Genomic DNA, 17,240 nt, shown 5'->3' on the forward strand with positions numbered 1-17,240 from the left:
CGCACGTGGGGACGAAAGCAGGTTCCGGGCCGGTCGGGGCACGCGGGCTCAGAACAGCGGCTGCGGCAGAACCCCTTCCAGCGCCAGCAGCTGCCGCTTGGTCTCCAGGCCGCCGCCGAACCCGCCGAGTCCGCCGTCGCTCTCCACCACCCGGTGGCAGGGCACCACCACGGGCAGTGGGTTGGACCCCATGGCAGCCCCGACCGCCTGCGCCGCGCCCGGCTGCCCAGCCCGCTCGGCGAGGTCCCCGTACCCGACGACTGTTCCGTACGGCACCCCCGTCGCCAGCTCGCGGAGCACCTGGCGGTTGAAGCCTGTGGTCAGCGACCAGTCCAGGTCGAGCGAGAGCTCCCGCAACGAGCCGGCGAAGTACTCCGCGAGCTGGCGTATCGGCTCGGCGAGGCGCCCGGAACCGGGCGCCTCCACCGGCTCCGTTCCGAGACGGGTGCGCAACTGCCCGACCGCCGTGTCCCGCACGGCGGGCCCGGCGTGGAAGCCCACGCTCACCAGCCCCGCGTCGGTCGCGGCAAGCAGCAGCGGCCCGATGTCGCTCCCGACGACGGCCCAGTCGACCCTGCCGCCGACATCGCCTCCGTCGGCACCCCCGTTGCTGTTCATGGAATCCACCGTACGGCCGGCCACTGACAACGGGGGGCGGGATGCTCCCTCCGGCCGTCAGCCGGTCGCCTCGCGCACCACATCAGGGGTGTTGGTGATGATCCCGTCCACGCCGAGGAGGTCCACCTTCGCGGCGGTCGCCGCATCGTTGACCGTCCAGGTGTTGACCCTGAGCTTCTTGCCGTGCGCGCCCTTCAGCGCGTGCACAGCGGCGACGTAGTCGGCGCCGATCGACGTGTACGACGGGTTGATCTGGTCGGTGAACGCCGCGTACGACGTCAGATCGGCGATCGCAGGGGTGCCGAGGAAGCCGGTGGTGACGTCCGGACGCTGCTGATGGACCTTCTTCAGACTGCCCGCGTCGAAGCTCTGGATCACGAGTCGGCTCCTGACGTGATCGCGGTCGAGCCACCCCGCCCGGTGCAGCACCCGCAGGATCTCCTTCTCGATGCCCGGACAGAGCTCCGGGCTCTTGATCTCCAGCAGCAGCTTCTGCCGGTTGCGCCCGATCCGGTCCAGGTACCGCGTGAGCGTGGGGACCCGGGTCCCGGTGTACCGCGCACCGAACCAGTTGCCCGCGTCCAGCCGGGCGATTTCCGCGGCCGTGAAGTCCTTGACCGCCCACGGCGCACGGTCCGGGAAGACGTCCTCGACGTCGGTGGTCCGCTTCAGATCGGTGTCGTGGATGACGACCGGCACACCGTCCCGGGTGAGCTGGACATCGTTCTCCACCCAGTCGAAGCCGAGGCGGTGGGCCCTGTCGACGGCGGCCAGGGTGTTCTCCGGCGCGTACGCCGAGGCGCCCCGGTGGGCGAAGACGACCGGGGCCGTGGCGGGCGCCCCGGTGGCCCGCGCGCCGACCGTCCGGATGCCGGTCACTGTCTCCGTTCCCGTGGCCGAGCCGGTGGCCGTGGCCGGTGAATGGGGGGTGGGAAGCAGCAGCGCGCCGACGCCCAGCAGGGCGGCGGCAGCGAGGGAGACGGTTGCGGTGCGTGCGTGCACGTGTACTCCTTGCGGCAGAGTGACGGACGGGCCGAGGGCGACAGCCGCCACCCGACGAGGGGCGGGCGAAGGGTGGCCATCACGTGAACGCGGCAGGCAGGACGGAGTCACGGGCCGGTCGATAAAATGCAGCTCTTCTGTTTGTTTGCCGGGACTTGCGCCTTAGGGTCACCCCGAACCCGGGCTTCCTCGAAGGGCGTACGAGCATGCAGGGCACAATCGACGGTTTCAGCTATGGAGTGGTGACGCCCATTGCGGCGTTCCTCATGGCGTGCCTCGGCGCGGCCCTCGGACTGCGCTGCACGACGCGGTCGCTGCGCACCGAGCGTTCCTTCAAGGCCGGCTGGCTCGCCCTCGGGGCCACCTCCATCGGCTCCGGCATATGGACGATGCACTTCATCGCGATGATGGGCTTCAGCGTCGACAGGACCTCGATCGGCTACGACACGCCGATCACGTTCGCCAGCCTGGCCATCGCGATCGTCATGGTCGGTATCGGCATCTTCATCGTCGGCTACCGGGGCGCCACCTCCATGGCCCTGGTCACCGGCGGCACCATCACCGGACTCGGCGTGGCCACCATGCACTATCTCGGCATGGCCGGCATGCGCCTCCAGGGAACGCTCGAGTACGACACGCTCACCGTTTCGCTCTCCGTCGTCATCGCCGTGGTCGCCTCCACGACCGCACTGTGGTCGGCCGTCTCCATCCACGGCTTCCTGCCCAGCCTCGGCGCCAGCGTGGTGATGGGCGTGGCCGTGAGCGGGATGCACTACACGGGCATGGCCGCGCTCAGCGTCCATCTGCACCCCGCGGCCGTCGCGGATTCCGTGACCGACAGCGGGCCGATCTCGGCCCTGATCCCGCTGATGATCGGCCCGGCCTGCTTCCTCCTGCTCGCCGCGGTGGTCGTCATGTTCGATCCCCTGGTGGTGATGGGTTCCCCGGACTGGGACGACCCCCGGAACGGGGTCGGCACCGGTCGGCCCCCCGGCATCCCCGTCCAGCGCCAGGTCCCGCGCTTCGGTACCCACGCCGACCCGGCGTCGTTCCAGTCGCGGCACCGGGACTCCCCGCCGCCCCGGGACCGGTGACCGGGGCCCGGTTGTCAGTGAGGGGTCGTACCGTGGTTCCATGCGGCCCGTTTCGAAGATCGAACGTTCGGTGGCGCCTTTCGAGGTCGTCAGTCCCTACCAGCCCAGCGGTGACCAGCCCACTGCCATCGCCGAGCTGGAGCGGCGTATCCGGGCAGGTGAGAAGGATGTCGTGCTGCTCGGCGCGACCGGCACCGGTAAGTCGGCGACCACCGCCTGGATGATCGAGAAGCTGCAGCGCCCCACCCTGGTGATGGCGCCGAACAAGACCCTCGCCGCCCAGCTGGCGAACGAGTTCCGCGAGCTGCTCCCCAACAACGCCGTCGAGTACTTCGTCTCGTACTACGACTACTACCAGCCCGAGGCGTACATCCCGCAGTCGGACACCTACATCGAGAAGGACTCGTCGATCAACGACGAGGTCGAGCGACTGCGCCACTCCGCGACGAACTCGCTGCTCACCCGCCGCGACGTCGTCGTGGTCGCCTCGGTCTCCTGCATCTACGGCCTCGGTACGCCGCAGGAGTACGTGGACCGCATGGTCCCGCTCACGGTGGGGGAGGAGATCGACCGCGACCAGCTGCTGCGCCGCTTCGTCGAGATCCAGTACACGCGCAACGACGTCGCGTTCACGCGTGGCACCTTCCGGGTGCGCGGCGACACCATCGAGATCTTCCCGGTCTACGAGGAGCTCGCCGTCCGCATCGAGATGTTCGGCGACGAGATCGAGGCGCTCTCCACCCTCCATCCGCTCACCGGAGAGGTGATCAGTGAGGACCGCGAGCTCTACGTCTTCCCCGCCAGCCACTACGTGGCGGGCCCGGAGCGCATGGAGAAGGCGGTCAACGGCATCGAGCAGGAGCTGCAGGAGCGCCTCGACGAGCTGGAGAAGCAGGGCAAGCTGCTGGAGGCCCAGCGGCTGCGGATGCGCACCACGTACGACATCGAGATGATGCGCCAGATCGGCACCTGCTCCGGCATCGAGAACTACTCGATGCACATGGACGGCCGCGAGCCCGGCACCGCCCCCAATACCCTCCTCGACTACTTCCCCGAGGACTTCCTGCTCGTCATCGACGAGTCGCATGTCACCGTGCCGCAGATCGGCGCGATGTACGAGGGTGACGCCTCCCGCAAGCGCAGCCTCGTCGACCACGGCTTCCGGCTGCCGTCCGCCCTCGACAACCGCCCCCTGAGGTGGGAGGAGTTCACGGAGCGGATCGGTCAGACCGTCTATCTCTCCGCCACCCCGGGCAAGTACGAGCTGTCCCGCGGCGACGGGTTCGTGGAGCAGATCATCCGCCCCACCGGCCTCGTCGACCCGGAGGTCGTCGTCAAGCCCACCGAGGGCCAGATCGACGACCTGGTGCACGAGATCCGCAAGCGCACCGAGAAGGACGAGCGGGTCCTGGTCACCACCCTCACCAAGAAGATGTCCGAGGACCTCACGGACTACTTCCTGGAGCTGGGCATCCAGGTCCGTTATCTCCACAGCGACGTCGACACCCTGCGCCGCATCGAGCTGCTGCGCGAGCTGCGCTCCGGTGAGTACGACGTACTGGTCGGCATCAACCTCCTGCGTGAGGGCCTCGACCTGCCCGAGGTGTCGCTCGTGGCCATTCTCGACGCGGACAAGCAGGGCTTCCTGCGCTCGGGGACGTCCCTGATCCAGACCATCGGGCGCGCCGCCCGTAACGTGTCGGGGCAGGTCCATATGTACGCGGACAAGATCACCCCGGCGATGGCGCAGGCCATCGACGAGACCAATCGCCGCCGCGAGAAGCAGATCGCCTACAACACCGAGCGCGGCCTCGACCCGCAGCCGCTGCGCAAGAAGATCAACGACATCGTCGCCACGATCGCCCGCGAGGAGATCGACACCGAGGAGCTGCTCGGCACCGGCTACCGCCAGGGGAAGGCCGTCAAGGCGCCCGTTCCCGCGCTCAGCGGCAAGGCGGGCAAGGCAGGAGGGGCGGCCGGAGCCAAGAAGGCCGGCGCGATGGTCACGGACCGGCCCGCCACCGAGCTCGCCGGGATCATCGAGGAGATGACCGACCGGATGCGGGCGGCCGCCGCGGACCTGCAGTTCGAGGTGGCGGCCCGACTGCGCGACGAGGTGGGCGAGTTGAAGAAGGAGCTGCGCCAGATGCGGGAGGCGGGCCTCGCCTGACCCACCGCAGCCGGTGTGTTGCAAGACCGACACAAAATCGCCCGGAAGCTGCTGCGCCTTCGGCGTGACTGCGTAGGGTGCTTGGCAGCCGCACGGACAGGTGCGGGGTAGCGGAGAGGGGACAGCGCGTGACGGTCAACATGACCAAGGGTCAGGCCATCAGCCTGCAGAAGAGCGACGGGGGGACCCTGACCGCGGTACGGATGGGGCTCGGCTGGCAGGCGGCGCCCCGCCGCGGTCTGTTCGGGTCACGCACACGGGAGATCGACCTGGACGCCTCGGCGGTGCTGTTCGCCGACAAGCAGCCGGTCGACGTGGTCTTCTTCCGTCACCTCGTCAGCGACGACGGCTCGGTGAAGCACACCGGCGACAACCTGGTCGGCGGCGCCGGTTCCGGTGGCGACGACGAGGCGATCCTCGTCGACCTGCAGCGGGTGCCGGTCCACATCGACCAGATCGTCTTCACGGTGAACTCCTTCACCGGCCAGACGTTCCAGGAGGTGCAGAACGCCTTCTGCCGCATCGTCGACGAGACCAACGGCCAGGAGCTCGCCCGCTACACGCTGGACGGCGGCGGCCAGTACACCGCCCAGATCATGGCCAAGGTGCACCGCGCGGGCGCCGGGTGGCAGATGACCGCCCTCGGTAACCCGGCCAACGGCCGCACCTTCCAGGACCTGATGCCGGCGATCCTGCCGCACCTGTAGGCACAGCCGGACCACTCGGGTCCGTATCGGTAGGGGCAGCTCCCGGAGGCAACGGCCGCCGGGAGCTGCCCCGCATGGCACCGCACCACGGCATCACGCCGACAGATAGCGCACCGCGCCGCACCGCGCAGCAGCAACTCGTCGAGGGGACAGGGCAATGACGGCCGAGTTGGTCCGGGGGCAGAACCACACCTTGCCCCAGACCCGTCTGGAGATCCGGGTATCGGCCGGTACGCCCGTCGTGGCGGGTGCCACGCTCGGCGACGAGCAGGGCACGGTGCACGGCATCGAGTGGATCGCCCACCCGGGCTCGCCCCAGCTGCCCGGACTCGAAGTGTCCAAGCAGGCCGCCGCCGAGCACCGGCTCGCCGTCGACCTCGACGCCCTGCCCGCCTCGGTGTACCGCGTCACCGTGCTGCTGGCGCTGCCCGTGGATGTCGGCGGCCCGGTCAGGTTCGGCGCGGTCGCCGCACCCTTCGTCGCTGTCACGGGCCTCGAAGGCACCGAGATCGCCACCTTCACCCTCACCGGTCTCGACAGCGAGTCCGCGGTCGCCGCCCTGGAGCTCTACCGCCGCCAGGGCGCCTGGAAGGTCCGCGCGGTCGGCCAGGGCTATGCGGGCGGTCTCGCCGCGATGCTCGCCGACCAGGGGGTTTCCGGTGCGCAGGAGCTGGCCCGGTCGGTCCATGAGGCGGTCGCCCGGGGCATGGCCCGCTCGGTGGCGCCGCCCCCGCCCCGCACCCCGGAAGGCGACCGGGTCCGCCACGCCGGCGCGGCCTCCGGCCAGCAGGCGCCCGCGACACCTCCCGCCGCACCGATCGGCGACCCGGCCCCGGCAGCCACCCCACTGCCCCACCCCGCACAGCCCCGGCCGACAGGCGGCGCGGTCCCCACCGCGGGGCCCGCCACGAGTGGCCCCGTCAACTACGCACACCCGCGCCGCCAGTCCGCGGCGCCCCCGCCGCCCCCGCCCACCGCACCGCCCGCCGAACCGGGCCGGCCCGCCGAGCCCGTCGCCGGGGACGCGACCGGCTGGTCCATGGAGGAGCGCCTCTACAACCAGGTCTGGGGCATGTTCGAGGACCTGGCCCGCACCACCGCCGCGTACCGCAGCGCCGTCGACTTCGCCGAGTCCCGCATGGACCAGGAGCTCGACCGTGCTCTGTCCGACCCGCGCAACCGGATCGGAGGAGCGGGCGACCGGGCCCGCGAGGAGGCCCGCACCAAGCGCGACCAGCTCACCGACCGGGCCCGCGAGGCGCTCGACCGCGATCTCGCCCAGCTCGCCGCCGAGTCCGCCGTCGTCGAACCGGCACTCCCCGCCGCGTACGCGGGCTGGGACAACCCCGTCTGGCACGACTACCGCGTCCCCATGGAGATCCCCATGGCCCTGCGGATCGGCGACCTCCGTCTGCCCGAGAGCGCCGACCTGCGCATCCCGCTGCTCGTACGGCTGCCGCTGGAGCGCGGAATCTGGGTCGACAGCGGGCGTACGGCCTCCGAGGCAGCGGCCCTGACCGGTCCGGACCAGCTCCGCCGCCTCGCCATGGAGAACGCCGTCGCGCACGCGGCCCGGCTGCTCGCCGTCTACCCGGCGGACGAGTTCTCCGTCCATGTCATCGACCCCGCGGGCTCGGCCACAGCGGCGCTCGCGCCCCTGGTCGACTCCGGGGTACTCGCCGCGCCCCCCGCCGCCGGCGCCGGGGGAGTGGCCTCGGTCCTCGCCCACCTCACCCGGCGTGTCGACCTCGTGCAGATGGCGATCCGGGCCGGCGCAGCCGATGCGCTCCCGCCGGACCTGGACACCGCCGAGCAGTTGTTGATCGTCAACGACTTCCCGCACGGCTTCGACGACCGGGCCGTCACCCGGCTGCGCTACCTCGCAGACGAGGGCCCCTCGGTCGGCGTCCACCTGCTGATGGTCGCGGACCGGGGGGACGCGAGCGCGTACGGGCCGGTGCTCGACCCGCTCTGGCGCTCCCTGCTTCGGATCACCCCGGTCGCCGACGACCACCTGGCCGATCCCTGGGTCGGCCACGCCTGGACATACGAGCCGCTGAGGACTCCGCCCGGCAGCCGGGTGCTGCAGAACGTGCTCGCCCAGGTGGCCGCCGCCCGTCGTAGCGGTCGGCCTTGACTCATCGAACCACCCCTGACCTGCACTTTTGAAAGATCTTTTTACTGACCTTTACCTTTTCTTGGTGTTCCCTGTACTGTTCTTCGAACGGAGGGGAGTACTCCCATACGCGACGTGCCCGTCAATACGGACTGTGACCGGTCCCGGGGCGTCGGCCGGTGGCGCGCACCCCGTGCGCCCGGGTGGAAGAGACCTCCGGCAGCGACGACGCTGATCAGTAGCCGTAGCGAACTGCCGGAGGCGCAGTGGACGTTTCGTGGACCCTCTGGGCGCTGACCATTCTTGGTCTGTCAGCCCTTGTCGCCGTCGACTTCTTCATCGGGCGCAAGCCTCATGACGTGACGACGAAGGAAGCCGGAATCTGGACGATCGTCTGGATCGCGCTGGCCGTGCTCTTCGGACTCGGCCTGCTCGTGTTCGGCGAGAGCCAGGCATCGGGCGAGTTCTTCGCCGGGTACATCACCGAGAAGTCGCTCAGCGTGGACAACCTCTTCGTCTTCGTCCTGATCATGGCGAAGTTCTCGGTGCCGTCCCATCTCCAGCAGCGCGTGCTGCTGGTCGGCGTGCTGATCGCGCTGGTTCTGCGAGCGATCTTCATCGCCGCGGGCGCCGCGGTCATCGCCAACTTCTCGTGGGTCTTCTACATCTTCGGCGCGTTCCTGATCTACACCGCCTGGAAGCTCATCCAGGAGGCGCGGGCCGGTGAGGAGGAGGGCGAGTTCGAGGAGAACCGTCTCCTCAAGTCGATCGAACGCCGCTTCGGTGTCGCCGACAGGTACCACGGCACCAAGCTCTTCATCAGGATCAACGGCAAGCGCGTCCTGACCCCGCTGATGGTCGTCATGCTCGCCATCGGCACCACCGATGTGCTGTTCGCGCTGGACTCCATCCCCGCGATCTTCGGGCTGACCCAGGACCCGTACATCGTCTTCACCGCCAACGCCTTCGCCCTGATGGGTTTGCGGCAGTTGTACTTCCTCATCGGCGGCCTGCTGAAGAAGCTGGTCCACCTCAGCTACGGGCTCTCGGTCATCCTCGGCTTCATCGGCGTCAAGCTGGTGCTGCACGCCCTGCACGAGTCCGGGGTGCATGTCCCCGAGATCTCGATCCCGGTCTCGCTCGGCGTCATCTGCGGCGTGCTGGTGATCACCACGATCACCAGCCTCCTCGCCAACAAGAAGCAGGCCACGGCCGAGGCCGACCGTGGGACGGAGGAGAGTTCCCGCATCGAGGCCTGATGCGGCGGTGCGGGTGGGCGGTGCGACGGCTCACCCGCACTCTCATGTCACCAGCCGCGTGCGCGCCACTCGGGCAGCTGCGGACGCTCGTCGCCGAGCGTCGTGTCGTGGCCGTGGCCCGGATAGACCCAGGTCTCGTCGGGCAGCACGTCGAAGAGCTTGGTCTCCACGTCGTGGAGCAGGCTCGCGAACGCTTCGGGGTCCTTGCGGGTATTGCCGACCCCGCCGGGGAAGAGGCAATCCCCGGTGAACAGATGCGGGGCGCCGTGCGGGTCGTCGTAGACCAGCGCGATGGAGCCCGGGGTGTGACCGGCCAGATGGCGCGCGGTCAGGGTGACCTGCCCCACCCGGATCGTGTCGTCGTCGTCGACCAGCACATCGGTCGGGACCGGGATGCCCTCGGCGTCGTACCGCCCCGCGTAGGTACGCGCACCGGTGGCCGCCACCACCTCGCCCAGCGCCTGCCAGTGGTCGCCGTGCTGATGAGTGGTGACAACGGACGCGATGGAGTCGTCACCGATCAGTCGCAGCAGGGTGGGGGCCTCGGCGGCCGCGTCGATCAGGAGCTGCTCGCCGGTGGCCCGGCAGCGCAGCAGATACGCGTTGTTGTTCATCGGGCCGACGGCGACCTTGGAGATCATCAGGTCCGTCAACTCGTGTACATCCGCACGTCCGCCGACCTTGACCGCTCCGCTGTACGTCATACGTCTCAGCCTATAGCGGCGGCAGTACGGGAAGAGGGCCGCCGTCGACCTTCAGCACCGAGCCGTCGCGGCGCCCGGCGAGCCAGCCGAGCAGTTCCGGCGCCGGGCCGCGGACCGCGACGGACGGGCCCTCGGCGCCGCCACCCGTGGTCCAGATCCGGCCGTCGTCGGTGGCCAGACCCGTGGAGACGACCTCCGGGTGACGGCCGAACCGCTCCGCGAGGAAGTCGATCTCACGGGCCACGAATTCGTCCGGAAGGTCGTCGAGCTCGTAGCCGATTCCCAGGTCGACATGGTGCAGCTCGATCTCGATCCAGCGGCGGAAGGGGACCCGGGAGGCGGAGTCGGTGACGCCGTTGCGCATGGTGATGGTGCGGGACCAGTCGGCCGGCTCGGCGGCGACGGCCAGGAAGCGGGCCGCGCTCTCGCGCAGGTCGGCCAGCTGTTCGGTGAGCGGCCGGGGTGCGCCGCGCTCGATGTCCCGATCGCGGGTTTCGCTGTCTGCGTACATGGGACGGCCCTGGAGAACATTTACGAGCGCGTCGGCGTTACGGGAAAGGTGTGCAAGGACATGGCCCCGGGTCCAGCCGGGCAGCCGTGACGGTTCGGCGGCGGTGACGTCGTCCAGTTTCACCGTCGCTCCGAGGAGCCGATCCGTCGCTTCACGTACGGATGCCAGGTCGTGCGCGTGATCAATCATGCGGCCGAGCCTAGCCTCGGCGCTCGTTCGGGTGAAGGAGTCGCCGACCGTCCATAAATCGAATGCGCGTGCTATACGCTCGGAGTCGAAAAGCTTCGTACACCGCTGTGGCGCCCCCCATACCCTGGGAGAGGGGCTCAGTTCCCCCATTTCTCTCCAGAAAGGTGCGGACCGGCGTGACCGACCGTCTCATCGTCCGTGGCGCTCGCGAGCACAACCTCAAGAACGTCTCGCTCGACCTTCCCCGCGACTCCCTCATCGTCTTCACCGGGCTCTCCGGGTCGGGCAAGTCGTCTCTCGCGTTCGACACGATCTTCGCCGAGGGCCAGCGCCGGTACGTGGAGTCGCTCTCCTCGTACGCCCGGCAGTTCCTCGGCCAGATGGACAAGCCGGACGTCGATTTCATCGAGGGCCTGTCGCCCGCCGTCTCCATCGACCAGAAGTCGACCTCGCGCAACCCGCGCTCGACGGTCGGCACGATCACCGAGGTGTACGACTACCTCCGGCTGCTCTTCGCCCGGATCGGCAAGCCGCACTGCCCCGAGTGCTCTCGCCCCATCTCCCGCCAGTCACCGCAGGCCATTGTCGACAAGGTGCTCGGCCTGCCCGAGGGCAGCCGCTTCCAGGTGCTGTCGCCGCTGGTGCGCGAGCGCAAGGGCGAGTTCGTCGACCTCTTCGCAGATCTGCAGACCAAGGGCTACAGCAGGGCCCGGGTCGACGGCGAGACCATCCACCTCTCCGAGCCGCCCACGCTGAAGAAGCAGGAGAAGCACACCATCGAGGTGGTCATCGACCGTCTCACGGTGAAGGACGGCGCCAAGCGCCGGCTGACCGACTCGGTCGAGACCGCGCTCGGGCTCTCCGGCGGCATGGTCGTGCTCGACTTCGTCGACCTCCCCGAGGACGACCCCGAGCGTGAGCGGATGTTCTCCGAGCACCTCTACTGCCCGTACGACGACCTCTCCTTCGAAGAGCTGGAGCCGCGCTCCTTCTCCTTCAACTCCCCCTTCGGCGCCTGCCCCGACTGCACGGGCATCGGTACGCGGATGGAGGTCGACCCGGAGCTGATCGTCCCCGACGAGGAGAAGTCCCTCGACGAGGGCGCGATCCACCCCTGGTCGCACGGCCACACCAAGGAGTACTTCGGGCGGCAGATCGACGCGCTCGCCACAGCCCTCGGATTCCGTACGGACGTCCCGTGGGCCGGGCTGCCTCAGCGGGCCAGGAAGGCCCTGCTCTTCGGCCACAAGATCCAGACCGAGGTCCGCTACCGCAACCGGTACGGGCGTGAGCGCGCGTACACCACCCCGGCCTTCGAGGGCGCGGTGCAGTTCGTCAAGCGGCGGCACTCCGACGCCGAGAGCGACTCCAGCAGGGAGCGCTTCGAGGGCTATATGCGCGAGGTGCCCTGCCCGACCTGTGAGGGCACCAGGCTGAAGCCGATCGTCCTCGCCGTCACGGTGATGGAGAAGTCCATCGCCCAGGTCGCCGCGATGTCCATCAGCGAGTGCGCCGAATTCCTCGGCCGGATGAAGCTGAACGCCCGCGACAAGAAGATCGCCGAGCGGGTGCTCAAGGAGGTCAACGAGCGGCTGAGGTTCCTCGTCGACGTCGGCCTCGACTATCTCTCGCTGAACCGCGCGGCAGGCACTCTGTCCGGCGGCGAGGCGCAGCGCATCCGGCTCGCCACCCAGATCGGCTCCGGACTCGTCGGCGTGCTGTACGTGCTGGACGAGCCGTCCATCGGCCTGCACCAGCGCGACAACCACCGGCTGATCGAGACGCTGGTACGGCTCCGTGACATGGGCAACACGCTCATCGTCGTCGAGCACGACGAGGACACCATCAAGGTCGCCGACTGGGTCGTCGACATCGGCCCCGGCGCCGGTGAGCACGGCGGCAAGGTGGTCCACTCCGGCTCGCTCAAAGAGCTGCTCGGCAACGACGAGTCGATCACTGGCCAGTATCTGGTCGGCAAGAAGGCCATCGCGATGCCCGACATCCGGCGCCCGGTCGACCCGACGCGCAGGCTCACGGTGCACGGAGCCCGGGAGAACAACCTCCAGGACATCGACGTCTCCTTCCCGCTCGGGGTGCTCACGGCCGTCACCGGAGTCTCGGGGTCGGGGAAGTCGACCCTGGTCAACGACATCCTCTACACCCACCTGGCGCGCGAGCTGAACGGCGCCAAGTCGGTCCCCGGGCGGCACACCCGGGTCGACGGCGACGACCTGGTCGACAAGGTGGTACACGTCGACCAGTCGCCGATCGGCCGTACGCCCCGGTCCAACCCGGCGACGTACACCGGCGTCTTCGACCATGTCCGCAAGCTGTTCGCCGAGACGATGGAGGCGAAGGTGCGCGGCTATCTGCCGGGCCGCTTCTCCTTCAACGTCAAGGGCGGCCGCTGCGAGAACTGCTCCGGCGACGGCACGATCAAGATCGAGATGAACTTCCTGCCGGACGTGTACGTCCCGTGCGAGGTCTGCCACGGGGCGCGGTACAACCGGGAGACGCTGGAGGTCCACTACAAGGGCAAGTCGATCGCCGAGGTGCTGGACATGCCGATCGAGGTGGGTCTGGAGTTCTTCGAGGCCGTCCCGACGATCGCCCGCCATCTTCGTACGCTCCACGAGGTGGGCCTCGGATACGTCAGGCTCGGCCAGTCCGCGCCGACGCTCTCCGGCGGTGAGGCGCAGCGCGTGAAGCTCGCGAGCGAGCTCCAGAAGCGCTCCACCGGCCGTACGGTCTACGTCCTGGACGAGCCGACCACCGGACTGCACTTCGAGGACATCAGCAAGCTCATCAAGGTGCTGTCCGGACTGGTCGACAAGGGCAACTCGGTGATCGTCATCGAGCACAACCTCGATGTCATCAAGACCGCGGACTGGGTCATCGACATGGGTCCCGAGGGCGGCAACGGCGGTGGCCTGGTGATCGCCGAGGGCACGCCGGAGCTGGTCGCGACGGTCCCGGCGAGCCACACGGGCAAGTTCCTCCAGGGCATCCTGGACGCGGACCGGGTGAGTGAGGCGGCGGTGCCCGCAGCGCGGAAGCCGGTGCGGAGGACGGCCGCGAAGAAGACGGTGGCCGCGAAGTCGTCCGCTGCGCGGAAGACGGCGACGGCCAAGACGGATACCGCCGGGAGCGCGGCGGCCAAGCCGGCCAAGACGGCTGTGGCGAAGAAGACGACCCGCGCGCGCAAGGCCTGACGCGCGGCGCGTCGAGGTGACGGCTCCCGGCCGACAGGCGGGCAGCCGTCACCTTGCGGGCGGCCACAACCGGTCGCGTCGGGCCACATCACGCTACCGCCCGGTCACGGCCGGGCGTGGCCGGCTGCAACCGGCGACGGTCTGCCACCGCCTGCCCGCCTGCTGCCGCTCGGCGCGGGTGGCCCGGCCCACCGCCGCCCCGGCCCGCGTCGGCCGCTGTGGGTCGGTCATGCCTGCTCAGGCGTGGTCGCGACCGGTCCTGACCAGGCATGACCATCCACCACCGGCCCGGCCGCAGGGCCGTTCGTCTCCGCCGGTATCGTCGGTTCTGTCACTGATGCCGGTGGTGCCCCGGGTGCCTTCCGGTACCCCTGGTGCACCCGGCGTCTCTCCGACGTCCCCTCTTCGTCCCACCCCTCTCACCCCGTGGAGTCCGCATGTCCGGCCAGCCCACCGCCCGCCGTACCGTGCTGAAGGGTGCCGCTCTCGCCGGTGTCGCCGGGCTGGGAGTGGCCGCCTGTTCGACCGAATCGAAGCTCGGGCACGCCCAGACGCCGACCCCCACCGCCCCCGTCGAGCTCGGCTCCCCGGACGAGGTGCCGGTCGGCGGGTCCAAGCTCTACCGCGAGCAGCGGGTCGTCGTCAGCTGCCCGGCCAAGGGCGAGTTCAAGGCGTTCAGCGCCCAGTGCACCCACGCGGGATGCCTGCTGGACAAGGTCGAGGACAACGAGGGGAACTGCCCCTGCCACGGCAGCCGCTTCGACACGACCACCGGCAAGGCGGTGCAGGGTCCGGCGACCGTGCCGCTGCCCTCCGTCCCGGTCAGGGTCGAGGGCGGAAAGCTGATCGCCGGTCCTGACGCCTGACGCCCGACGCCCGGGCCGGGTCGCCCCCAAGGCGTCCCTCTGGACCGTCCCCGAGGCGGGGACGTCCGGCGCCTGGAAGGTGGTGAACATCGCCACCGGCGACGACGGGACGCGGTACGCCACCGAGGGAGCTCGCTAGCTAGGGCCTGCCGTTTGGATCACCGACCGATCCAAACGAAACTGCGTAGCCGTGGGCAGGCAGCGACGGCCGAGGCCCGGCCGCCCCGCTGCGGGGGTGGCCGGGCCTCGGTGGGGTCGTCACCCTGTCGCCGGCGTCAGTCGAAGGCCTTGACCGTGTTCCAGTTCGTCGACAGAACGACCTTCACCGGAGGGTTGGTGTTTGTCCGCGACGGGTCCGAGCCAGACCGCCTATGAGTACCGTGTGTACCGGAGGTTGTGAACATGCAGGTGGAAGACGTCATGGACTTCCTGGTCGATCACAGGGCACCCGACGTCGTTCCGGGCTATGTCTCCGAGCAGCTCCTCTCCATGTCGTGGATCATCGACGCCGACGACGTGGCACGCATCATCGAGATGGCGAAGCGGTGGCTGAAGTCGGATGATCAGTTCCGGGTGGCCGTCGCGATCGGCCTGGAGAACGAGACGTACCTGGCCGATTCCTGGGAGGCGATCGCCGAACTGGCGGAACCGCTCAAGGAGAGGTTTCCCTCGATGGCAGCTGACGTGGACGCGTGGATGGCGAGAGCCAAACCCGCCTACGAGAGGCTGAAGAAGGGCTCCTTCTTCGAGCAGTGCGCCCAGGGCGCCTGACAACAGCGCTGCCCACCGGATCGCCTCCGGTGGGCGGCGCTGTGTTTTGGTGTTGGCGTGAACAGCATTGCTCTCCGACAGATATAGCTCCGCGCCGGGAGGAAGCCTCCAGGCGCGGGGTCGACGTTTACCTGCCATGAAATCGCTAGCCGAAGCGGGTCTGCTGATAGTGGACGCATGGAGTGAGCCCGAAGGGCTCATTCCGCCCCTCATCACCGGTCAGGCGCCGAGCTGCCCACCTGAAGAGGGTCGCGTCGAGGCGATACTGGACCTCGACGATCCGCTGCTGCTCGAGAAGGCGAACACCGACTGGTATCGGCTGTCAGTCGAAGGAGGGCTGTTCTCCGAGACCGACCGCAGGTTCCTGCTCGCGCTCAACCCCGAGGACGACGGTCCCACGCGGTGGTTCTGCGTCGAGTTGCAGAGTGAGTGGGACATCATGGGCAAGGGTGCTGCCGGGCTGCTCGGCAGCGCGCCCTGCCGCCCCGAGTTCCGCATGCTCTCGCTCGACGGGAACGTGCTGTGCTTCGCGACGACGTGGGAGCACGCGATCAGCACCTCCGTGCTGACAGCGCCGCATCGTTCGCAGGTCCTTCGACGGTTCGCCGAAGCGGTGGCGAACGGAGCGATGGACGACCCGGACGAGCCGCCACTGAGTTCGGCGGCACGCCGCTGGCTCGACAGCCACTAACACCATGGCCGGGCCGGTCGCACCGGCCTTTGCCGGTCGATTCCGCCCCGCTGGTTGTCATCCAGCGGGGCGGAGGCGTCAGCCGGAGTGATCCGCGCGCCGACGGCGCCAGAAGAGGCGCGATCGTCGCACACGGGTACGAACGAAGGCCCCCCGCTTTCGCGGGGGGCCTTCGGTGTCTGTGCGCCGCCAGGGACTCGAACCCCGGACACCCCCGAGCTGGTGAACATGGTGACTGCGAATCCCAACATGCCTTCGCGGCCTCATCCGGACGGCAGCGTCGATGTGAAGCCAGATCAGGATCATGCTCAACCAGGCGACCGGTCAGATCGACAATTGGTAGTGGTTCAGAAATGGAGCAGTGCGCGGCACCCCCCAATGGGTGCCGCGCATTGCTCCATCGACGTATCTGTGGATTGCACCCGAGGGTCTCCAGAAAGGCTGAAGTGATGGACCACGCTGAGCGACTCGCCCCGGCGGACTGCTCTTCCTGGGACTGATGGACCCAGACCTTCCTCTCGTCCCGCTGACGCTCGCCAACCTGGCTCCGGGATATCCGCCGGCGTCCGGGAAATGGCCGTGGTCGGTCGTCGGCAGCGATACGCCGGATTTCCTCGCCAGGGCGAACGAGGCCTGGTTCGACCTTTCCCGCGAAGGGGGCTTTTCGGAGATGACCGTGAATTCCTGGTCGGCGTCGAGGTTCATGAGAGCGGGAACGACTGGTGGTGGGCGCGCGTCAGGCTGGCTGAATCCTGGGACATCATGGGCGCGGGCTTCGCCGCCGCCAGGGCCTGAAGCATCTGGTCAAGGTCACGATCGACACCGACGGCAAGAAGGGCGACAAGACGGCCCAGGTCACCGCGACCGACGGCCACCCGTTCTGGGTCCCCGAGCTCGGCGAGTGGGTCACTGCCACCGACCTGCATGACGGCCAGTGGCTGCAGACCAGCGCCGGTGTGTACGTCCAGATCAGCTCGGTACAGCGCTGGACGAGCCCCGGAGCGACGTTTCACAACCTGACCGTCGGTGATGTCCACACGTACTACGTGCTGGCGGGGACCGCGCCGGTCCTGGTGCACAACTGCGAGGGTGGCGGCGGAGATGATTCAGTTGCTCGTTACGCCCTTGCGGGCGGCGTGAAAATGGTCTGAAGGACTTCGCCAAGTCCATTGAAGCCGAGCACTTCCTCGGTTCGCCGGATGCCACGTGGAAACAGGATGTTCTCAATGCGATTGGCCAGGTGAAGGCAGGTGAGGCACGACTTTCCTTCCTGCTCGACGGTCTCCCAGGCGCGAGTCAGGGGCCCGCGAAGGCTCTGAAGATGGCACTG

13 protein-coding genes and 1 pseudogene are annotated in these 17,240 nt (G+C 68.9%); 10 read left to right on the top strand and 4 right to left on the bottom strand.

Annotation, left to right across the window (positions count from 1 at the left end; genetic code table 11):
* Positions 1–48 precede the first annotated feature (48 nt).
* Both OH809_RS31855 and OH809_RS31860 read right to left on the bottom strand, forming a co-directional pair.
* The gene (locus tag OH809_RS31855) at positions 49–618 is read right to left on the bottom strand and encodes a methylated-DNA--[protein]-cysteine S-methyltransferase (RefSeq protein WP_406515973.1); all 570 of its coding nucleotides are present in this window, start codon (positions 616–618) and stop codon (positions 49–51) included.
* A gap of 57 nt (positions 619–675) precedes the next feature.
* Entirely contained in the window at positions 676–1,620 is a 945-nt protein-coding gene (locus tag OH809_RS31860) for a glycerophosphodiester phosphodiesterase (protein ID WP_406418408.1), read from the bottom strand.
* Between the two features lie 206 nt (positions 1,621–1,826).
* Between OH809_RS31860 and OH809_RS31865 the strand changes: the two genes are divergently transcribed.
* The 5 genes from OH809_RS31865 (at position 1,827) to OH809_RS31885 (ending at position 8,966) form a co-directional block, all read left to right on the top strand.
* Positions 1,827–2,714, top strand: coding sequence for an MHYT domain-containing protein (locus OH809_RS31865; protein ID WP_406418406.1), 888 nt, complete (start codon positions 1,827–1,829; stop codon positions 2,712–2,714).
* A gap of 40 nt (positions 2,715–2,754) precedes the next feature.
* Positions 2,755–4,884, top strand: coding sequence for an excinuclease ABC subunit UvrB (gene uvrB, locus OH809_RS31870; RefSeq protein ID WP_406418404.1), 2,130 nt, complete (start codon positions 2,755–2,757; stop codon positions 4,882–4,884).
* Positions 4,885–5,012: 128 nt separating this feature from the next.
* Positions 5,013–5,591: a TerD family protein gene (locus OH809_RS31875; protein ID WP_147990386.1), complete on the top strand. Its 579-nt coding sequence runs from the start codon at positions 5,013–5,015 to the stop codon at positions 5,589–5,591.
* A gap of 157 nt (positions 5,592–5,748) precedes the next feature.
* Positions 5,749–7,728: a TerD family protein gene (locus OH809_RS31880; protein WP_406515974.1), complete on the top strand. Its 1,980-nt coding sequence runs from the start codon at positions 5,749–5,751 to the stop codon at positions 7,726–7,728.
* Between the two features lie 245 nt (positions 7,729–7,973).
* Positions 7,974–8,966, top strand: coding sequence for a TerC family protein (locus tag OH809_RS31885; RefSeq protein WP_406418400.1), 993 nt, complete (start codon positions 7,974–7,976; stop codon positions 8,964–8,966).
* Positions 8,967–9,013: 47 nt separating this feature from the next.
* Here the strand turns inward: OH809_RS31885 and OH809_RS31890 are convergent, their stop codons facing one another.
* A complete protein-coding gene (locus OH809_RS31890) occupies positions 9,014–9,670 on the bottom strand; it encodes an MBL fold metallo-hydrolase (protein ID WP_406418398.1) in 657 nt (218 codons plus the stop codon).
* Positions 9,671–9,680: 10 nt separating this feature from the next.
* Complete coding sequence (locus tag OH809_RS31895; protein WP_406515975.1) at positions 9,681–10,370, bottom strand: maleylpyruvate isomerase family mycothiol-dependent enzyme; 690 nt, start codon at positions 10,368–10,370, stop codon at positions 9,681–9,683.
* 176 nt (positions 10,371–10,546) lie between these two features.
* Between OH809_RS31895 and uvrA the strand changes: the two genes are divergently transcribed.
* From uvrA to OH809_RS31920, 5 genes and pseudogenes are all read left to right on the top strand, one after another.
* Positions 10,547–13,582, top strand: coding sequence for an excinuclease ABC subunit UvrA (uvrA, locus tag OH809_RS31900; protein ID WP_406515976.1), 3,036 nt, complete (start codon positions 10,547–10,549; stop codon positions 13,580–13,582).
* Positions 13,583–14,019: 437 nt separating this feature from the next.
* On the top strand, positions 14,020–14,448 hold the full coding sequence (locus OH809_RS31905; protein ID WP_359113412.1) for a Rieske (2Fe-2S) protein: 429 nt from the start codon (positions 14,020–14,022) through the stop codon (positions 14,446–14,448).
* A 402-nt stretch (positions 14,449–14,850) separates the two neighbouring features.
* Entirely contained in the window at positions 14,851–15,219 is a 369-nt protein-coding gene (locus OH809_RS31910) for a hypothetical protein (protein WP_406418392.1), read from the top strand.
* A gap of 136 nt (positions 15,220–15,355) precedes the next feature.
* Positions 15,356–15,910, top strand: a complete 555-nt coding sequence (locus OH809_RS31915; protein WP_406418390.1) for a hypothetical protein — start codon at positions 15,356–15,358, stop codon at positions 15,908–15,910.
* A gap of 785 nt (positions 15,911–16,695) precedes the next feature.
* Positions 16,696–17,001: pseudogene (locus tag OH809_RS31920) on the top strand (polymorphic toxin-type HINT domain-containing protein); the annotation flags it as partial.
* Positions 17,002–17,240 lie beyond the last annotated feature (239 nt).

This window comes from Streptomyces sp. NBC_00873 (assembly GCF_045207415.1).
Lineage (GTDB): Bacteria > Actinomycetota > Actinomycetes > Streptomycetales > Streptomycetaceae > Streptomyces.

What these genes read in the sequence shown, in the direction of transcription:
- OH809_RS31855 (WP_406515973.1), bottom strand. Translation starts at nt 618, where the DNA reads ATGAACAGCAACGGGGGTGCCGACGGAGGCGATGTCGGCGGCAGGGTC.
- OH809_RS31865 (WP_406418406.1), top strand. Translation starts at nt 1,827, where the DNA reads ATGCAGGGCACAATCGACGGTTTCAGCTATGGAGTGGTGACGCCCATT.
- uvrB (WP_406418404.1), top strand. Translation starts at nt 2,755, where the DNA reads ATGCGGCCCGTTTCGAAGATCGAACGTTCGGTGGCGCCTTTCGAGGTC.
- OH809_RS31880 (WP_406515974.1), top strand. Translation starts at nt 5,749, where the DNA reads ATGACGGCCGAGTTGGTCCGGGGGCAGAACCACACCTTGCCCCAGACC.
- OH809_RS31890 (WP_406418398.1), bottom strand. Translation starts at nt 9,670, where the DNA reads ATGACGTACAGCGGAGCGGTCAAGGTCGGCGGACGTGCGGATGTACAC.
- OH809_RS31895 (WP_406515975.1), bottom strand. Translation starts at nt 10,370, where the DNA reads ATGATTGATCACGCGCACGACCTGGCATCCGTACGTGAAGCGACGGAT.
- OH809_RS31905 (WP_359113412.1), top strand. Translation starts at nt 14,020, where the DNA reads ATGTCCGGCCAGCCCACCGCCCGCCGTACCGTGCTGAAGGGTGCCGCT.
- OH809_RS31910 (WP_406418392.1), top strand. Translation starts at nt 14,851, where the DNA reads ATGCAGGTGGAAGACGTCATGGACTTCCTGGTCGATCACAGGGCACCC.
- OH809_RS31915 (WP_406418390.1), top strand. Translation starts at nt 15,356, where the DNA reads ATGAAATCGCTAGCCGAAGCGGGTCTGCTGATAGTGGACGCATGGAGT.